The sequence below is a fragment of the Inquilinus sp. KBS0705 genome (assembly GCA_005938025.2).
In the GTDB taxonomy this organism is placed as follows: Bacteria; Bacteroidota; Bacteroidia; order Sphingobacteriales; family Sphingobacteriaceae; genus Mucilaginibacter.
This window is the reverse complement of the sequence record VCCI02000003.1, coordinates 390,478-408,338: the sequence shown is the minus strand read 5'-3', so window position 1 is coordinate 408,338 and position 17,861 is coordinate 390,478. Positions and strand designations below refer to the sequence as shown.

The 17,861-nt window shown below is 42.7% G+C and carries 11 protein-coding genes; 5 read left to right on the top strand and 6 right to left on the bottom strand.

Features of this window, described 5'->3' with window-relative positions; all coding sequences use genetic code 11:
* The 5 genes from FFF34_016080 (at position 1) to FFF34_016060 (ending at position 5,972) form a co-directional block, all read left to right on the top strand.
* On the top strand, positions 1 to 615 hold the full coding sequence (locus FFF34_016080) for a class I SAM-dependent methyltransferase (GenBank protein ID TSD64070.1): 615 nt from the start codon (positions 1 to 3) through the stop codon (positions 613 to 615).
* Between the two features lie 81 nt (positions 616 to 696).
* Positions 697 to 1,677 (top strand): putative sulfate exporter family transporter, encoded by a 981-nt coding sequence (locus tag FFF34_016075; GenBank protein TSD64069.1) that lies wholly within the window; start codon positions 697 to 699, stop codon positions 1,675 to 1,677.
* A 516-nt stretch (positions 1,678 to 2,193) separates the two neighbouring features.
* Positions 2,194 to 3,300 carry a hypothetical protein gene (locus tag FFF34_016070; protein TSD64068.1) on the top strand — a complete coding sequence of 369 codons (1,107 nt, stop codon included), beginning with the start codon at positions 2,194 to 2,196 and terminating at the stop codon, positions 3,298 to 3,300.
* 484 nt (positions 3,301 to 3,784) lie between these two features.
* Positions 3,785 to 5,032 (top strand): hypothetical protein, encoded by a 1,248-nt coding sequence (locus tag FFF34_016065; GenBank protein ID TSD64067.1) that lies wholly within the window; start codon positions 3,785 to 3,787, stop codon positions 5,030 to 5,032.
* A gap of 109 nt (positions 5,033 to 5,141) precedes the next feature.
* Positions 5,142 to 5,972 carry a DUF2807 domain-containing protein gene (locus FFF34_016060; GenBank protein ID TSD64066.1) on the top strand — a complete coding sequence of 277 codons (831 nt, stop codon included), beginning with the start codon at positions 5,142 to 5,144 and terminating at the stop codon, positions 5,970 to 5,972.
* 51 nt (positions 5,973 to 6,023) lie between these two features.
* On the opposite strand, the gene FFF34_016055 is transcribed toward FFF34_016060, so the two are convergent.
* The 6 genes from FFF34_016055 to FFF34_016030 form a co-directional block, all read right to left on the bottom strand.
* A complete protein-coding gene (locus tag FFF34_016055; protein TSD64065.1) occupies positions 6,024 to 6,416 on the bottom strand; it encodes a hypothetical protein in 393 nt (130 codons plus the stop codon).
* 136 nt (positions 6,417 to 6,552) lie between these two features.
* Positions 6,553 to 8,043: a SusD/RagB family nutrient-binding outer membrane lipoprotein gene (locus FFF34_016050; protein TSD64064.1), complete on the bottom strand. Its 1,491-nt coding sequence runs from the start codon at positions 8,041 to 8,043 to the stop codon at positions 6,553 to 6,555.
* A gap of 12 nt (positions 8,044 to 8,055) precedes the next feature.
* Complete coding sequence (locus tag FFF34_016045) at positions 8,056 to 11,241, bottom strand: SusC/RagA family TonB-linked outer membrane protein (GenBank protein ID TSD64063.1); 3,186 nt, start codon at positions 11,239 to 11,241, stop codon at positions 8,056 to 8,058.
* 562 nt (positions 11,242 to 11,803) lie between these two features.
* Positions 11,804 to 13,207 carry a TolC family protein gene (locus FFF34_016040; GenBank protein ID TSD64062.1) on the bottom strand — a complete coding sequence of 468 codons (1,404 nt, stop codon included), beginning with the start codon at positions 13,205 to 13,207 and terminating at the stop codon, positions 11,804 to 11,806.
* A gap of 27 nt (positions 13,208 to 13,234) precedes the next feature.
* The gene (locus tag FFF34_016035) at positions 13,235 to 16,396 is read right to left on the bottom strand and encodes an efflux RND transporter permease subunit (protein TSD64061.1); all 3,162 of its coding nucleotides are present in this window, start codon (positions 16,394 to 16,396) and stop codon (positions 13,235 to 13,237) included.
* 36 nt (positions 16,397 to 16,432) lie between these two features.
* Positions 16,433 to 17,632 (bottom strand): efflux RND transporter periplasmic adaptor subunit, encoded by a 1,200-nt coding sequence (locus FFF34_016030; protein TSD64189.1) that lies wholly within the window; start codon positions 17,630 to 17,632, stop codon positions 16,433 to 16,435.
* Positions 17,633 to 17,861 lie beyond the last annotated feature (229 nt).

Sequence of the window (17,861 nt, the reverse complement as noted above, 5' to 3'; positions counted from 1 at the left end):
ATGAATAGCAAAGATCATTGGGAAAATATTTACCAAAGCAAACCACTTACCGACGCGAGTTGGTATGAACCGATCCCTGAAACATCACTTAGTATTATTTCCAGGCTTAAATTACCCAAAGATGCTGCTATCATTGACATAGGTGGCGGCGATAGCTTATTGGCCGACCATTTATTAGCATTGGGTTATACCAATATTACGGTACTGGATATTTCATCTGCGGCGATAGAAAGGGCAAAATTACGGATGGGCAAACAGGCAACCCTGGTTAATTGGGTGGTTAGCGATATGCTGGTTTTCAAAGAATCAAAAAAGTTTGAAATCTGGCATGACCGGGCTGCTTTTCATTTCCTGACAGACCTACAAGACCAGCAATTATATTTAGATAATGTAAACAAAAATCTAAAAGAGAACGGCTATTTGATAATCAGCACATTTGCGTTAGACGGACCCGAGAAGTGCAGCAATTTGCCCGTGCAGCAATTCTCTGAAATATCGCTTTGCAATAAGTTCGGCCCTTATTTCAAAAAGCTAAATTGCTTTACTAAGGAACACCTGACGCCTTTTCGTACTTTACAGCAATTTCTATACTGTACTTTTCAAAAAATTAAATAACTTTTGGTTATTGATCATCGCCATTTGTGATGAAAATTGGCTATTAGAATGATGGATCTTTGAGTATCAAAAAACAAGATCATGCATACTCAACAACATCAATTAACTTCTAAAACTGCCGGACTACTAATCAATTTGAGTGAAAACAGCCGGAAGGTTATATTTATAATTTGTGTAACCTTATGTCTAACCCCGTTTATCAGCCCGGCAATCGCTTTACTGATGGGCTTGGTGATTGCCCAGTTTACCGGGCACCCTTACTTGCATCTGAATCACAAAGCTACTCACCTATTATTGCAGATATCCGTTGTTGGTTTAGGATTCGGCATGAATGTGCATAGTGCCATGCAGGCTGGAAGAGAAGGGGTCTTATTCACCATCGCATCGATCACCGGAACATTGATATTCGGTTACTTTATGGGCAAGTGGTTAAATATTGAAAAGAAAACCTCTTATCTGATCTCTGCCGGTACCGCCATTTGTGGTGGCAGTGCCATTGCCGCCATCTCACCTGTGATCAAAGCTGAAGAAAAGCAAATATCCGTAGCGCTTGGTTGCGTGTTCATACTGAATTCTATCGCTCTGTTTATTTTCCCGATGATTGGCCATCATTTCAACCTGTCACAAACGCAGTTTGGCTTATGGTGTGCTATTGCTATCCATGATACCAGTTCGGTCGTGGGTGCGGCCAGCAAATACGGACCGCATGCCTTGGAAGTAGCCACCACAGTTAAATTGGCCCGCGCTTTATGGATCATTCCGGTAGCTTTTATGTCTACATTTATTTTTAAGAATAAATCAAAGAAGATCAGCATTCCTTATTTCATAGGATTATTTGTCTTGGCAATGATAGCTAATACCTACATTCCCGCCACTAAACTAATCAGTCCCTATATGATCATTATCGCGAAGGCCGGTTTAACGCTCACCTTGTTTTTGATCGGTGCAAGTTTATCCAGAAAGGTACTGGCATCGGTTGGATTCAAACCTCTGTTGCAAGGAGTGGTGCTTTGGATTATCATCTCAACCACTGCTTTGTATGCGGTGATGCATTTAGCCTAATGTGATTTAATATAACAGTTTGGACGCGATTTTAGAGGTACTTTAGATAGTTGGATATATCGTTCTAAAGTGGTATTTTTGAATATAAGATTTGCAATTAATCTGTACTCAAAAAGTGGTGAGTAATTCGGTGAGTAAGAATTTAAATCCACATAACATATTGAAATTCAAGTCGGTTTGAGAATTGTATCATTCCCTCCCTCTCCGCCAAGTTCAATATCAAGGCATTAAAAGCCTGCAGTCAAATTATTGCAGGCTTTTTTTTACCAAAACCTCATTTTACTTACCAATTCGCGTATAAAATGGGCGTTATTGGCAACTTGCCCGACAATGCTTTTTTAATAATTAATTAGGCATGCTTTAGCAGGTGTGGGAGCAATGTGAGCAATTTTTATATTTCTTCACATGTTGGTGCACAACCCCCAGATAATGAGTTAGTCGCAAAATTTTGACGATAACTTTATAGGCAATCAGTAAATAAGTTACGATTTAATTGTGCCATCAATAAAATGACCTATGAAAAAAATGCTTACCAAGGTATTCAAAATTGCCACTGTGCTTTTGATTTCCCTATTTTTTCAAACTTGTAAAAAAGATTTGATACTGCCTGAAGTACCGAAAGGAAGCTTACTTACACAAAATGTTAATGCAAATTTTACAGGCCCATCTTATGTTGTAAGCACCTATATATCCGGAACTTTACCAAGCGGTCTTAAAAAAATTCAGTTACCCTACCATATATGTAGCGCGGCGGATGGAAACATGTATGTTTCGTCTCCAAACTCCGGAGGTTTAATTTATAAAATAACGCCAAGTAAAGTAGTGGTTAGATATTTGCCAAACAGGCCTAACACCTATGGTATTAAAGCGGGGCAAAATGGCACGATATACTTATCGGCCGTCGAAAATTTAAGGTACCCGCCCTCGAACGTTGGAAGCATTTATAAAATTGATAAAAATAAGATCCTAAAAAAGATTGCTGTAGGTTTGCCATTAGATTCGCCTAATGACTTAGCCATAGGGCCAGACAGTACTATTTACATTTCTGACAATTTTAACTACCGCATAGTAAAAGTGACGAAAGATGGTGCAACTAGTATATTGGCTGGTAAAACTGGGGTACTTGGCTTAGTTGATGGAAAAGGGGAAAATGCCAGGTTCAATTATTTGAGCAGTATTCGATATGCAAATGATGGTACGCTATGGGTACTTGATGGCAATGGACATGATAAGGGTGGTCAAACCATTCGCAAGGTAACGCTGGATGGTAGAGTTTCAACCTTTTTTAGCTTAAAAGAAAGCGATGAGCGCTTTATTAACGATATAGCTGTTACAAAAAGAGATAAAAATTTTAATAATTCTCCGTACGAAAACGCTTTCATATCTATAACACGTTCAGCGGTTACTGACACATCCTCGGCAACACAACGCAAACACCAAATTTTACATTTATCGCATGACGGCGTATTAACACCAATTACAGATCTATTAGTTGAAGGGTACCAGGATGGCGATGGAGCACAAGCAAGGTTTACAGCTCCTGTTGGGATAACCGTAAATCCGAATGGCATATTTGTAACAGACCTGGTAAACCAAACAATAAGAAGAATTCAAAAAAAGTAATAGCCGGGCCTTGTTGCTATTAACTTCCTCATCTCCGCTGAGTACCATGTAACCTGCTAAATTGAATTTAGCAGGTTATTTGTTTTTAAATACATTTTGTGATTAACATCCTGTAACTCTAAAAAATAATTTTAAAATGCCGCTATCATCGATCTGAGCTAATTACACACATTAAGGTACAAACAGCGCTGCCTGTATTTAACACATATATTAAGCGTAAATTTGACCGTTTATTAATTGCCGCGCTAAATTTATTTTAATGCCCCCGTTTAAAAACCGATACGCCCTTATTTTGCCCCTAATACTTAGTATTGCCGTGTCCGGCTGGATAGCAACATCCGTTAACCTTCTCCAAGATGATATTGGCGCGCTCGTCAATATTTATTTGCCATACATAATTGGCTTGCTAACAATCTTGGTTTGGTTAATACTCATTCTTTTCAGCAGAAATAAAAAGGCTGCTTTACCAATATCTTATAGCCTGGTGTTATTTAATATACTTACAGGTATTATTTTGAATTATCAGTTCAATCGCTCCTCTGAAAATTCAATAAGTGCATGGCCGGCAACTGAAAACTACACGCACCTGGTAAATGCGCCAACCGGCGGTGTTGCTATAGAAAACACCGGCCCTTACCCGCAAAGAAATTTTGCCGTGTTTTCTTATTCATACGACCCGGAAAGCCGGCCCGAAAATGCTGGAAAAGCTAAAAACCTTAATCTTGACAAGGCAACGTTCAGGATAAAAAACCTTCGAAATAAGAACTTAACGATATCAAAAGCAGATTTTCAACAGCCGGCTCTATGGAATTTGGCTTTTACAGATGATCAAAAACAGGCTCGGCAACTGCCCATCACCGTTTTACCCGGCGATTCGGTAGATGTTAATATTCATTTTAATCCGGCTCCTATAAATGAACGGGTTAAGCCTGTTTGGCGCAAGGCTGCCTTTAAACTCCAATACTGGTTGGTAAGGTTAGGCAGGAGCTTTAATTATCAACCCGCAGCAGGAACAACGTGTTCAACCATAGGCGGGCAGTTGAACCTGACTACCAACGACGAAACCGACCCGGTAAAAACCATTCGTTTAGGCGCCATTTGGGAGTACCGGTTCGAAAACGAGTGGGAGCCCACATTACAAAATATATTAACAGTGCTGAATTTAAAAACCAAAGTTGGCTTTAATTATTTTGATAACGGCCTGAAGGGTGAATCGATAATTAAAGGATCGGACGAGGTGGCTGCGGATTACTTTGAACCTGCTAATGTAAACATGCCGGTATCGATAGTAAAAATTGCATCCTATCATGGCTGTTGCACAACCGAGTCTGCGGATACACTCGCTGTGTACTTTCCGCGGCAAAAAATCACTCAACTTATACAATATAATCATCAGTACAGCGGGCAGATGCTGCTGCCCGAAAGCTTCGACTTTAAAGCAGGTAAAAACCTGATAAACGGTGCCGGGCCCTTTGCGCTAAAAATTGGATCGGGTTACACCGATAGAAATAAAAATCCGGGCCGTAAAATCGGCATAAGGGTTTGGACAGCTATTGACCATAACAACCGTGTTATTCCGGATACCTATATTTTAGGTGCTGATTACCTGGGGAAAAAAGGAACCAATTACGATTATCAGGATAATGTTTACCTGCTGAAGAACGTAAAATGCTATTGTAACGAACAGATCATGATATCAGACAACATTAATGTAAAAAAACCGAAACTTTAGCTATTTCTCATAAACTTAATGTTTTCTCATGATAGCTTAAATCAAATATTTTCAATAAAAAAAGTCTTGGCTTTCGTCAGTTGGTATTTCTTTTGAAATACCAACGGTGATGAGTTGCAGCCTGTCTGTTAAGGCATGGCGCCTCGCCACTCGTTTTAATTTCAATCTCAAATTGTCCAAAAACGTTAAATCGATGCAACGTTTCGCTATTTTGCGGCGTCTTTTTATTAAAACCTATATTATGAAAAAATACACCTTAGTTATAGCAGTGCTTGCATGCACATTAATGCTGTCTGTTAGCAGCCGGGCACAAACCGTAACCCGCAATGTATCCGGTTATACAGGCGTAGAAAGTAACGGGCCCTTTAATGTAACGGTAACTATTGATGGTACCGAAAGCATTAAACTGGACGTAGATGCCGACGCATTAGACGATATAAAAACCGAAGTTGAGAATGGCGTACTAAAAGTTGGTTTTAAAAACGGCTGGAAAAATCACCGTAATTTAAAACACGCCAATATTTACATCACTGCAAAAAGCTTAAACTATTTGGCTAATGGTGGCTCGGGCAGTACGGTATTAACCGGCATGCTAACCGGCGACAATGCAAAAGTTTCTGTAAGTGGTTCTGGTAACTTAAAATGCGCGGTAACCTCACAATCGCTTGATCTGCATGTAAGCGGTTCGGGTGGGTTAGATGTAAAAGGCAGCACCGGCCAGGCCGATGTTAGTGTTTCGGGCTCGGGAAGTATAAACGGCAGGCAGCTTAAAACCGAAACCGTATCGGCAAGGATATCGGGCTCAGGCGAAGTGGTTTTAATTGCCAACAAATCGGTATCGGGGCGCATATCAGGTTCTGGAAGCCTGCAATACTCGGGCAATGCAACTATCGGCGAAAGCCATACTTCAGGCTCAGGCAGAATCTCTAAGATAGACTAATTGATATCAGGCTGTCCTGGTAGTTAACAGGATAGCCTGATATATTTAAGTTTACTTCGCCACCGGTTTCACGGTAAACATAGGGCTGTAATATTGCCAATAACCTATGCCTAAAAGCACATTGGGTACAATTAAAAATACACCCATAAGCCAACCCGATGGCACCAATATGGTGTGAAACAGCAATACATTTAAACTGATAGGGAAAAGCACCACCGCCGAAAACGCCGGATAACGGTTAAGCAATAAAGAGAGGCCTCCCAATATTTGTATGGTTTTTATCATAGGGTAAAAATAACCGATGCCTTTAAGGCCTGCTATAAACGCGCCGGTTACGCCGGTATGCAATGGCTGGTAAGGTATAAAATGCAAAAAGTAATCCAGGCCAAATACCAGGTATAAAAACCCAAGCAAAAGGCGCGAAATTAATACCGTAGTTTTCATTTTTAAAGAGAGCTGTGTTTAATGTAATATCCAAAACTTGGTAAATACATTGGCATTGTCAACAATTCAGTTAAATAAAAGCAAAAGCGCCGCTATGCAATGCATAACGGCGCTTTTTATTGGTATGTACTCAGGATTATTTATCCCACCATACGTGTGTATCTAAGGCATCCGGACCCTGGCGGGCAATCACAGCCTGGTAATTTTGGCTGTTAAGGTCGTTCTCGGTTTGCGGGTACTGTTGCCTGCGTGGTATACGCTTGTTAGGGCTTAATGCAGTAGGCACAGGGTCAACCAAGCGCGGGAAACCGGTACGGCGATACTCCGCCCACGACTCCCAGCCGTTACCCATGTAGTTGGCCAACCATTTTTGGGTGATAATTTGCTCAACCGCGGTTGCCGGGTTGTAAACCACTTTTGGCTGCGCCAGGTAAGTGGTTATAGCGCCGGCCGCAACGCCGTTTTGTTGCAACGACGCCGTTATGCCCTGGGTGTAAAAGTTAGCTGCAGCAGCCTCGCCACCGGTTATCCAGCCTAAGTGTGCAGCTTCGGCCTCGGTAAATAATACCTGTGCGTAGCTGGTCCATGCTGACGGAGAATCCTGGCTTGAAAACGCAGTTCCAATTTGCGATACATTACCCGGGTTATCGCGGTCGCCGATGTTAAAGTTATTTAAATCGCTGCCGGCAGTACCATACACCAGGCCTACGTATTTATTATCGGCTGTTGGTGCGGCGTACACAGGTAGGCGCGGGTCGTTATAGTTATTTAAAAAGTTCACGAGTGTAGAACTAACCGCATAATCGTAACGCGACCTGTAGTTGTTAAAGTACGGGTTTTCGTTATTTTGCTCGGTTAAGTATTTATAAGTAGCATTGTCCGCGTTTGAAGTCATTACCCCCGCGGTTACTGCCTTCTGAAACTCGGTGCGGCCGGTGGCAGGGTCTACCTTGCTTAAACGCAGGGCCATAATAGCCCTAAGCGAATTTGCCCAGTGTTTCCATTTGGTGTTGTCGCCGTCAAACAAAATATCGTTGGTTAACGGTGCACCGCCATCAAACTGCGCCTGTGCTTCGGTCAGTTCTTTAAACAGCGAAGCGTAGATATCTTTTTGCGCGTCAAATTTAGGGGTAAGCACCTTATTGCCTTGTAGGGCGTCGGTATAAGGTATATCGCCCCACCTATCCGTCATGGTTAAAAATATAAACGCCCTTAAAATACGCGCGGCGGCTATCTGGTTGGCATTTGAGCCAAAAGATGTAGTGGTAGCCAGGCTTTTTGTATCGGCATTTGTATTAAAATCTATCACCTGCTGCAAATCAAGCAGGGGGCCGGTATAATAGCCCTGGTAATCGTATTGTGCCAGTGTAAACCTCGATTCGTTTGTGTAAAACGTTTCAGATAAATACTGCGAATACAGTTGCCCTGCAGCGCTGTTGATATTGGTGGTACCTAAGCCGCCTGCGGTGCCACCCAGGTATTGTATAGCACTGGTTAGTGCATACCCGGTTGATAGGTTAGTGGGCTGGTTAGGGTTTACGTTGGTTTCGTCGGTTATTTTTTTGCACGATGTAATGGCTACACCCGCAATAAATACTAACAAAAATTTATTTAAAAACTTTTTCATAGAAACTCTTTCTTAAAACGTTAAATTAAGGTTAAAGCCCAGTGTGCGGGTTGCAGGTAACTGGCCGCCCTCGTAAAATGATGTTTGTAACTGCGATGGATCAATTCCTTTAGCTTTTGTGTATATCAACCATGGGTTTTGGCTAACAACAGAGAAGCGTGCTGTTTGCAGCGGAACTTTGCCGAACCATTTTTTTGGCAGGTTATAACCAACACTTACCTCGCGTAGTTTAACATACGTAGCATCGTAGGTCCATTTTTCCCAAATGGCGCTGTAAACACTTTCGTAAAGGGTTCGTGTATCTACAAAAGTGGTGTTTGGTGTACCATCTTCGTGCGCGCCTTTTACTAAAGTACCGCCACCGGTTGATGGGTCATCGCGCCTTGGCTTGCCGTTTTCGTTAAGTCCAACAGTTGCTGTAGCTAAGCCCGAACCTGCAAGGTTTTGTTGTGTAACCGATACGAATTTACCCCCATATTGGAAGTCGATAGAGAAACCAAGCGTAACACCTTTATAGGTTACGTTATTGGTAAAACCACCGGTATATTTAGGTAATATGTTACCCAGGTTTACAACATCTGTACGCTCAGGGAAACCATCGGCATCAACCACAATATTGCCTGCACCATCGCGGGTAAAGCCCGAACCAATTAACTGGCCGTATGGTTGCCCAACCTGGCTGTTTACCGAGAATGAAGGCGAGCCTACAAAGCCGAAGCCTGTAGAACCTGCAGCCTGGTAGCCGGATATGGTAGCACCGCCGCCACCTTCGGGGGATGACCGTAGCACGTTAAAGTTTGGATATAACGATACTACTCTGTTACGGTTAAACGCGATGTTTATGTTAGCATCGTAAGTAAAGTCGCGGCTTTTTACCGGCGTACCGCCTAACGATAGCTCGATACCATGGTTAACAATTGAACCTGCATTTATCAGGATGGTTGAGTAACCTGTAGTACCGTTAACCGGTAAAGGTAATATCTGGTCTTTAGAATTGCGGTAATAGTAGTTAAAGTCGAACCTTACACGGTCCCTTAAAAAGCGCAACTCGGTACCTAACTCATACGAGGTAGACAGGGTTGGTTTTAAGTTGGCGTTTGGCAGGCTGTTTGGCACAAATTGTACCGGGCTGCTACCATAAGGCACTGTACTTAAGTTGTAAGTTTGGCCGGTTTGGTACGGGTTAATATCCGACCCAACACGCGCAACAGAAGCCCTTAACTTACCAAAGCTTAATATATCGTTACGAGGAATAAGGCCCGATTCGGTAAATACAAACGAGCCTGAGGCACCACCATATAAATATGAATTTTGATTTATTGGCAGCGCCGATGACCAGTCGTTACGTAAGTTTAAGTCTAAGTACAGGAACTGTTTATAGCCAAATGATGTATAACCATATATACTATTCACTACCTTAAGGCTATGGAAGTTGTTGGTATTAGGCCTGTCTAACGAGTTACCTACGGTGTACAATTCGGGTACTGCCAAACCACCGCTTGTGCTGCTGGTTAGGTAATTGGCCACATCCTCGCGCGATTCGCCATAAACACCTGCTCTAAAAGAAAGATCTTTAGATAGGTTATGATCATACTCTAACGATGCTACGTAATCATACTCTTTGTATTGGTACGCGCTTTCGCCATAGTAATCGGGGTTAAGCGTGTACGAACCTATACGGCTGTTAGCATCGCGGTTTAAATAATCGCCGCGGGCAATAACCGATAGTTTAAGCGATTTGGTAAAGTTGTAAGCGCCGGTAATGTTACCATACAAACGGTTATTATTTGCCCTTGCTGTATTAACATAAGCCTCTACATATGGGTTATCCCAATAGTGCGGGGCAAGGTTGGTAGGGCTGGTAATATTCCAGGTGGTGTAAGTACCATCAGGGCGCTGGTAGTTTTTAAGCTTGCTTATATCAATATCGCGGTGAAACCACTGATTAAATGAGCCCGAAGTTTGCGTACCGTAACCTTCGGCAGGCACGTTAAATAAACTCTCCTGAAAAACGTTAACGTTTGCACTAACAGTAAATTTAGGTGTAATTTTTATCTCGCCGTTTAAGCTTACGTTGTTACGTGTTTGCTTGGTATTAGGGCTAACACCAGTACGGTTTAAGTTAGTATACGATATACGGGTGTTGTAATTATCGCCTGCTTTTGAAAAAGCCACGTTATTATTGGTAGTAACACCTGTTTGGTAAAAATCGCGAACGTTGTTGGGTTGCGCTGTAAACGATTGTAATTGTTTAAAGCCCGGGTTGGTTGGATCCCAAAAATACCATGGCGCGTATGGCGTACCATCCATTTTAGGGCCCCAGCTTTCGTCAACACCATAATCGTAATATTTCACATTGCTTAGGCCTTGCAGGTAGCTTGGGTCGCCGGGTTTGTAGGTATACAAGTTCCACTCCTGGCTTGTACCGCCACCATACTCGTTCTGGTACTCGGGCAGTGTGTAAACACGCTCTAAACTTGTGGTTTGATTAATTGAGATACCTACACCTTTGTTTGAACCTTTTTTAAGCGTAATAACCACCGCACCCTCTGACGCGCGCTGGCCATATAAAGCCGTTGCAGCAGGGCCCTTTAATACCGTTAGCGATTCAACGTCATCGTTATTAATAGCATTAGGGTCGGTTACAACACCGTTAACTACATAAATTGGGTTACCGCCTTGTAATGAGTTTATACCCCTTATACGTACGGTTGATGTACCGAACTTTGCACCCGAACCGCCCAATATTTGCACACCCGATACTTTACCTGCTAATGAGGTGTTCAGGTCCTGCTGGCGGGTCATGGTTAAATTCTCGCCTTTAATTTGTTGCGCGGCATATCCCAGTGATTTTTCCTGACGCGATATACCTAACGCGGTTACTACTACTTCGCCTAATTGCTGGCTGCTATTTGCCAAAGCCACATTAATAACACTTTGGCCATTAATAGGTACTTCCTGATTGGCAAAACCTATAAACGAAAATACCAGCGTGGTACCACCTGCGGGAACATTAATGCTGTATTTACCGTTTACATCGGTGACAGCGCCGGCTTGTGTGCCTTTTACCCTAACACTTACGCCGGGCAGGCTTCCCTTATCTTCCTGTGCTGTAACGGTACCGGTTACGGTTGTTGTTTGAGCGGTTACCGCGAAAGCATTAAAAATTAAAAAAATTAGTAATAGTACTCTATTCATATTCACTACTCCTTTTCATAAAAAAACATCCAATAATTAAAATATTAAAAGTGATAAAAAGCGGCTCCTACGCTCAAGAAGCCGCTTTCCTAATTAACTGATCTTATAAAGAACAAATAGCGTTTTATATTCTTTGCTACGGCATTAACAGCCGTGTTTTTACAACTTATGTTATAAGCTACAGGCAAGGCAATCCATTTACAGGACCGTGTAATTAATCAGGGGTGAAAAAATGCGGATTAAGCAGCGTATTGGTAAATGTTTGCTAATGCCTAATTGCGTAACGTAAATAACACTGCAAACATATTACTTTACGATTAAATAAAGTAATCATTGATTAATAGCAGCCGATATTATTAATTGAATAATAATTATATTAATACTAGAGAAATATGTTAAAATTAACAGATTGATCAAATAATATTACCGAAGACGGGCAATATTTGCGGAGTTTTTACAATTACAAACTTACTACACGCATTTAAAATGTGGCAAAAAATGGGTATATGTAACCCATTTTTTACACAAATAACACCAAAGCATTGTATTTTTTATAATTTTATTAACGCCAACCGCCTCCCAAAGCACGATACAGGTTAACAATGGCTTGCAATTCCTGCAACTTATCGTTCACGCCGCTTAGTTGGGCCGATAGCAGATTTTGCTCTGAGGTGAGCACATCAGTATAGTTAGTTGCCGAGCTATAGCGCAATAATTCCTGGGTATACTGCACCGATTTTTGCAGTGCTATGATCTGCTTACCCCTGGCATCTTCTTTTTCAACAGCTGTTTGGTGGGCATATAAAGCATTTGATACTTCCTGCCCTGCGGTAAGCAGTGTTTTTTGAAAACCGTTAAGTGCTTCCTGCTGCTGTGCTTGTGCTGTGCGTAAACGGGCTTTGTTAATGCCCTGGTTAAATATAGGCTGGGTAAGCCCCGCCACTGCATTGTAAAATATAGAGTGATCAAAAAAGTCCTTTAATTGCAGGCTTGATAAACCACCCGACGCTGTAATAGTGAACGATGGGTAAAAATAGCTGCGGGCCACATTTGTGTTTTCAAACGCCGTCCTGAAAGCCAGTTCGCTTTGCTGAACATCGGGGCGGTTAGTGAGTAATTGCGCAGGTATGCCTGTTTTAAGGTCGGCCACTACGTTTTGGGCAGCCATCGTACCCCTGTAAATTGGGCCGGGCGGGCGCGATAGTAAAATATCCAGCGCGTTCTCTGTTTCGCGTATACTGCGCTTAATATCCGGTATCGATACTTCGGCCGCATAGCGGTTAGCTTCGCTTTGTACTACGGCCGCACCTGTAACCACAGCGCCTTCCTTTAGCTGCTTCATGGTTTCAACATCCTTTATCCTGTTCTTCAGGGTTTCAAGGGTTATCTCCAGTTGCCTGTCTAAAGCCAGCAGGTTAAAGTAGTTGTTGGCTATATCGGCAATCAGCTGTGTTTGTACAGCGCGCTTTGCGGCATCGCTTTGCAGATAATTGGCTAATGCGGCGCGTTTAGCACTACTTAGCTTACCCCATATATCAGCCTCCCACGCCGTACTTAAGCCGGCCTGGTAAGTGGTAGTTAATGTATTAATGCTAATACCCGCCGGAAAATTTAACCCGGCAGATGATTGCTTTGAGCGTGATACGCTGGCATTGGCGCTTAAATTAGGCAAAAAAGCTGCCTTGCTTTGCTGTAAAGTTGCCTGTGCCTCTGCTATGCGCTGTATAGCTGTTTTCAGGTCGAGGTTGTTGCTTAGACCTTCTTGTATTAAGGCTTTTAAGGCGGTATCGGCAAAAAGCGTTTGCCATGGCATAGTAGCCATAGTGGTGGTATCTGTACCTGCCAGGTCGCGGTAAAGGTTATCAGTTTTTACCTGCGGACTTTGGTATGTTTTGGTGATCTTGCACGATACACCGCCAACAACCAGCGCGCTAAGTATGATATATTTTATAACAGATCTGTTCATTTGTATCACTATCTTTTAAAAAAGAGATCAATTGCCGTGGTTAACAATAACCACATCATCATCGTCGTTATCATGCTCTTTATTACGGCCTACTTTCTCCTGCAAATGCTGGAAAATGATAAACAACACCGGTATAACAAAAATGCCAAACACGGTACCTACAAACATGCCGCCTACAGCTCCTACACCTATCGAGCGGTTACCATTGGCACCTGCACCGGTCGAGAACATTAATGGCATAATACCAAATATAAAGGCAAATGAGGTCATCAAAATAGGTCGTAAACGTGCCTCGGCACCGGCAATGGCAGCCGGTATAAGGTCCATACCTGCTTTGCGCCTGTCTAAAGCAAATTCTACAATCAAAATGGCATTTTTTGCCAGTAAGCCAATAAGCATTATAAGGGATATTTGCAGGTAAATATTACTGCCCACGCCAAATATCTGCGCAAACAAATAGGTACCGGCCAAACCTACCGGCAGCGATAACAGTACCGCAAATGGCAGTATATAACTCTCGTATTGCGCGCTCAGCAAAAAATAAACAAATACTAAACACAATACAAAAATGTATGCCGATTGCGTCCCTGTACTCAACTCTTCGCGGGTTAAACCCGAAAATTCATAATCGTAACCGGCCGGCAGGTTTTGAGCGGCTACCTCCCGTATGGCTTTAATAGCATCGCCGGTGCTGTAACCCGGGTTTGGCGCGCCCGAAACTGATATCGCCGTAAACAGGTTAAACCTTGAAATAGACTCCGGACCAAAAACTTTCTTTAAGCTAATAAACGTGGTTATAGGTGCCATAACACCCGCGTTAGTACGTACAAATATTTTGCTAAGCCCGGTTTCATTAGCGCGGTAGTCATAATCGGCTTGCACCATTACCCGGTATTGCTTACCAAACTGGTTAAAGTTTGATGCATATAAACCGCCATAGTAGCCCTGCAAAGTGCTTAGCACCGAATTTACAGTAACGCCTGCTTCTTTACATTTAGCCACATTTATATCAACCTGAAACTGCGGAAAATTTGGGTTAAAGGAAGAGTTTAGATTTTGTATCTCGGGCCGCTTTTTTAACGCCGCCTGAAACTTGTTACTTACTTTAAACAACTCGTCTATAGAGTGCCCGCCTTTGTCCTGCAGCTCAAACGAAAAACCATCGCTGTTACCAAAACCCTGCAGGGTTGGCGGCGAAAAGTAAAAAACACTCGCTTCGCGCAGGTCTTTTGTTTTTACAAAAAGCTGCCCTATAATACTTTCAAGGCTTTGCTGTTTTTCTTTGCGCTGGTCCCAGTCTTTCAGCTTCAATATCACCATGGCGTAGGCACTACCCGATCCGGCCAGAAAATTGAACCCCACTAATTTTAGTGAATTTTCAACCTCGGGGAAGGTACGGCCAATACTGTCTATCTTGGTGGCTACCGCTTCTGTACGCTCCATTGACGATGCGGGCGGTAAACTTATCGCCGCGAATATGGTACCCTGGTCTTCGTTAGGCACAAAGCTGGATGGTGTAGTTTTTACCAGGTAAACAAACACCGCCGAAAACACCGCTACTGCTGCGAGTGCTATCCATTTACGGTGCGATAAAAAGTTGATAGACTTTTTATACTTGCCTGTTACGGCATCGAAAGCAGTATTAAATACCGTATAAAAGTGGTTAATAAAGCCATGCTTTTTAGTACCTTTTTGATGAGGCTTTAAAAACAAGGCGCATAAGGCAGGGCTTAATGTTAAAGCGTTTACTGCCGATAATATAATGGCTACCGCGAGTGTAATACCAAATTGTTTGTAAAACACCCCGGTTGAACCGGCGATAAAGGTCACCGGTAAAAACACTGCCGACATAACCAATGTAATAGAAACAATGGCACTCGATATCTCGTTCATGGCATCAACAGATGCCTTACGCGCCGATTTATAGCCCTGATCGAGCTTGGCATGTACTGCCTCTACCACTACTATGGCATCATCTACCACAATACCTATGGCAAGCACCAGCGCAAATAGCGTAAGCAGATTAATGGTAAAGCCAAACAGGTTTAAAAAGAAGAAGGTACCCAAAATAGCTACCGGCACCGCTATAGCCGGAATAAGCGTAGAGCGGAAATCTTGCAGAAAGACAAATACCACGATAAAAACCAATATAAAAGCCTCTATCAGCGTACTGATAACCTTTTCAATAGAGGCATTTAAAAATTCGTTGGCATCAACCAGGTAGGTTAGCTTAACCCCTTTCGGGAATTTTTCTGATGCCTGTTCAATGATCTTTTTGGTTTCGTTAATTACGTCGCGCGCGTTTGAGCCTGCTGTTTGGCTAATGGCCACACCTACCGATTCGTATCCGTTGGTTTGTTCCTGGAACGAATAATCTAAGGCGCCGAGCTCAATACGTGCTATATCATTTAACCTTAACAGCTGCCCGTTACCTACCGATTTGATGATGATATCGCCAAACTCTTTTGATGATTGCAATCTCCCCTTGTAACGTATAACATACTGAAAGGGCTCATGGCTGTTCTCGCCAAATTTACCGGGTGCCGCTTCAATATTTTGTTCGTTCAAAGCTTCGGTCACATCATCAGGTATCAAGCCATAGCGCGACATTACATCAGGCTTTAACCAGATACGCATCGAGTAATCTTTTGAACCGAATACCATGGCATTACCCACACCGGTAACACGCTGTATGGCCGGTACCAGGTTTATTTTGGTATAGTTTTGCAAAAAGGTTTCGTCGTAGGTTTTATCCTCACTATAAAGCGAGAAGATGATCAGTTGACTGCTCTGGCTTTTTGATACCGACACTCCCGATTGCGTTACCACCAATGGCAACAAACTGGTAGCCCTCGATACCCTGTTTTGTACGTTTACCGCCGCCAGATCGGGGTTGGTGCCTACTTTGAAGTAAACAGTTATTGATGCCGAGCCATCGTTACTGGCCGAGGATGTCATATAGGTCATGTTCTCCACCCCGTTTATTTGCTCCTCCATCGGGATGATGACACTTTTTAAAACCACATCGGCATTGGCGCCGCTGTAAAATGCCTGTACCTGCACAGTTGGTGGCGCAATATCAGGGTATTGCGATACCGGCAGGGTAATAAGGCCCAACACGCCCAGTATTACCAGTATTACTGATATTACGGTAGATAAAACCGGGCGTTCTATAAATTTTTTAAGCATGATATTGCTTTAGTTATATAAGCTAAAATGGATTGATTATTTAAGGTCGCCGTAAACAGAAGCCGCGCTAACCAGGTTTGGTTTAATGGTGGTACCGTCCTGCAAATTACCCGAACTTTCCAGTATAATTTTATCCCCTGCTTTTAAGCCTTCGGTTACTACATAAAACTGGCCGGCGGTATTATCCATCACTTTAATGGCTATATTTTTTATTTTATTCTGGCTATCCACCACATAAACAAAACGCTTGTCCTGCAACTCATAAGTAGCGGCTTGCGGCACTAAAATAGCACCCTTTACCACTTTGGGTATCCTTACCGATGCACTGCTGCCGCTGCGTATTAACCCGCGCGGGTTAATAAAGCCGGCACGTACATTAGCAGCGCCCGTTGCTGTATTTATTAAACCGTTAACCGTTTCTACGCGGCCGGTATGCTCGTAAACTGTACCATCTGCCAGTATAAGCGATACATTAGGCAGCTTACTTATCTTTGCTTTTAGGGATGTGTTGCCGGTACTATCGCGGCTAAAATTAAGCAGTTGTTTTTCGTTAAGGGCAAAGTAAGCGTAAACATTAGCTGTGTTATATACTGTTGTTAAGGGCTCGGTTGTGCTGCCGCTTACCAGGCTACCCAGTTTATAGGGCAAGGCACCTATTACACCGTTTACCGGGCTGGTAATAGTAGTATAACCCAGGTTAACCCTCGCGTTTGCAAGGCTTGCCTTTGCCTGCGCCAGGGCAGCTGCTTTTGATTGCTGTGCGTACTCGGCCGACTCCAATTCGTATTTACTGATAATATCTTTTTGCACCAATGGCTTTACCTTATTAACCTGCATTTTGGCAAGGGCAAGGTCGGCCTCGGCGGTGCGTATACCTGCTTCGGCAGTACGCACCTCCTGCTCGTATTGCGGGGCGCTTATTTTAAAAAGCAACTGACCCTTGGTTACGATCGAGCCTTCATCAACAAATATTTTTTCTACATAACCATCAACTTTAGGCCTGATCTCGATATTCTGCTGACCCTGGATACTTGCCGGGTAATCTACATTTAAAGTGGCGTCGTGCGCGGGTAGTTCAAGCACTTTATATTCCAGCACCTGGTTGGCTTGTGTGCCGTTAGCCGCTTGTTTGTTTTTATTACCACATGAGGATAAGCCGGCCGTTAATGCAATTGCAATTAAAATACCGGGGGCTTTATTAGTTACGCACAAACGGGCGTGTTTTAGAAAAATCATCATTTATTTTATTCGTAGAAAAAAGGGCATAGTAAAACAGGCCGCAAAATGGGCATAATTATACATATATAGATAATTAAAAATAGGGGAATGTTACACTTTTTTAAAAAAATTTAACCTTTAGTACAATTTATACGTATATAGATATAATATTCAGAGCATGTGGTACAATATATGCTACCTTTACCCCAAAAAGTACTTTAATACTTATATATATTAAATATGCGCG

Coding starts and splice junctions, on each gene's coding strand:
- FFF34_016080 (TSD64070.1), top strand. CDS start 1: ATGAATAGCAAAGATCATTGGGAAAATATTTACCAAAGCAAACCACTT.
- FFF34_016045 (TSD64063.1), bottom strand. CDS start 11,241: ATGAATAGAGTACTATTACTAATTTTTTTAATTTTTAATGCTTTCGCG.
- FFF34_016070 (TSD64068.1), top strand. CDS start 2,194: ATGAAAAAAATGCTTACCAAGGTATTCAAAATTGCCACTGTGCTTTTG.
- FFF34_016040 (TSD64062.1), bottom strand. CDS start 13,207: ATGAACAGATCTGTTATAAAATATATCATACTTAGCGCGCTGGTTGTT.
- FFF34_016055 (TSD64065.1), bottom strand. CDS start 6,416: ATGAAAACTACGGTATTAATTTCGCGCCTTTTGCTTGGGTTTTTATAC.
- FFF34_016035 (TSD64061.1), bottom strand. CDS start 16,396: ATGCTTAAAAAATTTATAGAACGCCCGGTTTTATCTACCGTAATATCA.
- FFF34_016050 (TSD64064.1), bottom strand. CDS start 8,043: ATGAAAAAGTTTTTAAATAAATTTTTGTTAGTATTTATTGCGGGTGTA.
- FFF34_016030 (TSD64189.1), bottom strand. CDS start 17,632: ATGATTTTTCTAAAACACGCCCGTTTGTGCGTAACTAATAAAGCCCCC.
- FFF34_016060 (TSD64066.1), top strand. CDS start 5,142: ATGAGTTGCAGCCTGTCTGTTAAGGCATGGCGCCTCGCCACTCGTTTT.
- FFF34_016075 (TSD64069.1), top strand. CDS start 697: ATGCATACTCAACAACATCAATTAACTTCTAAAACTGCCGGACTACTA.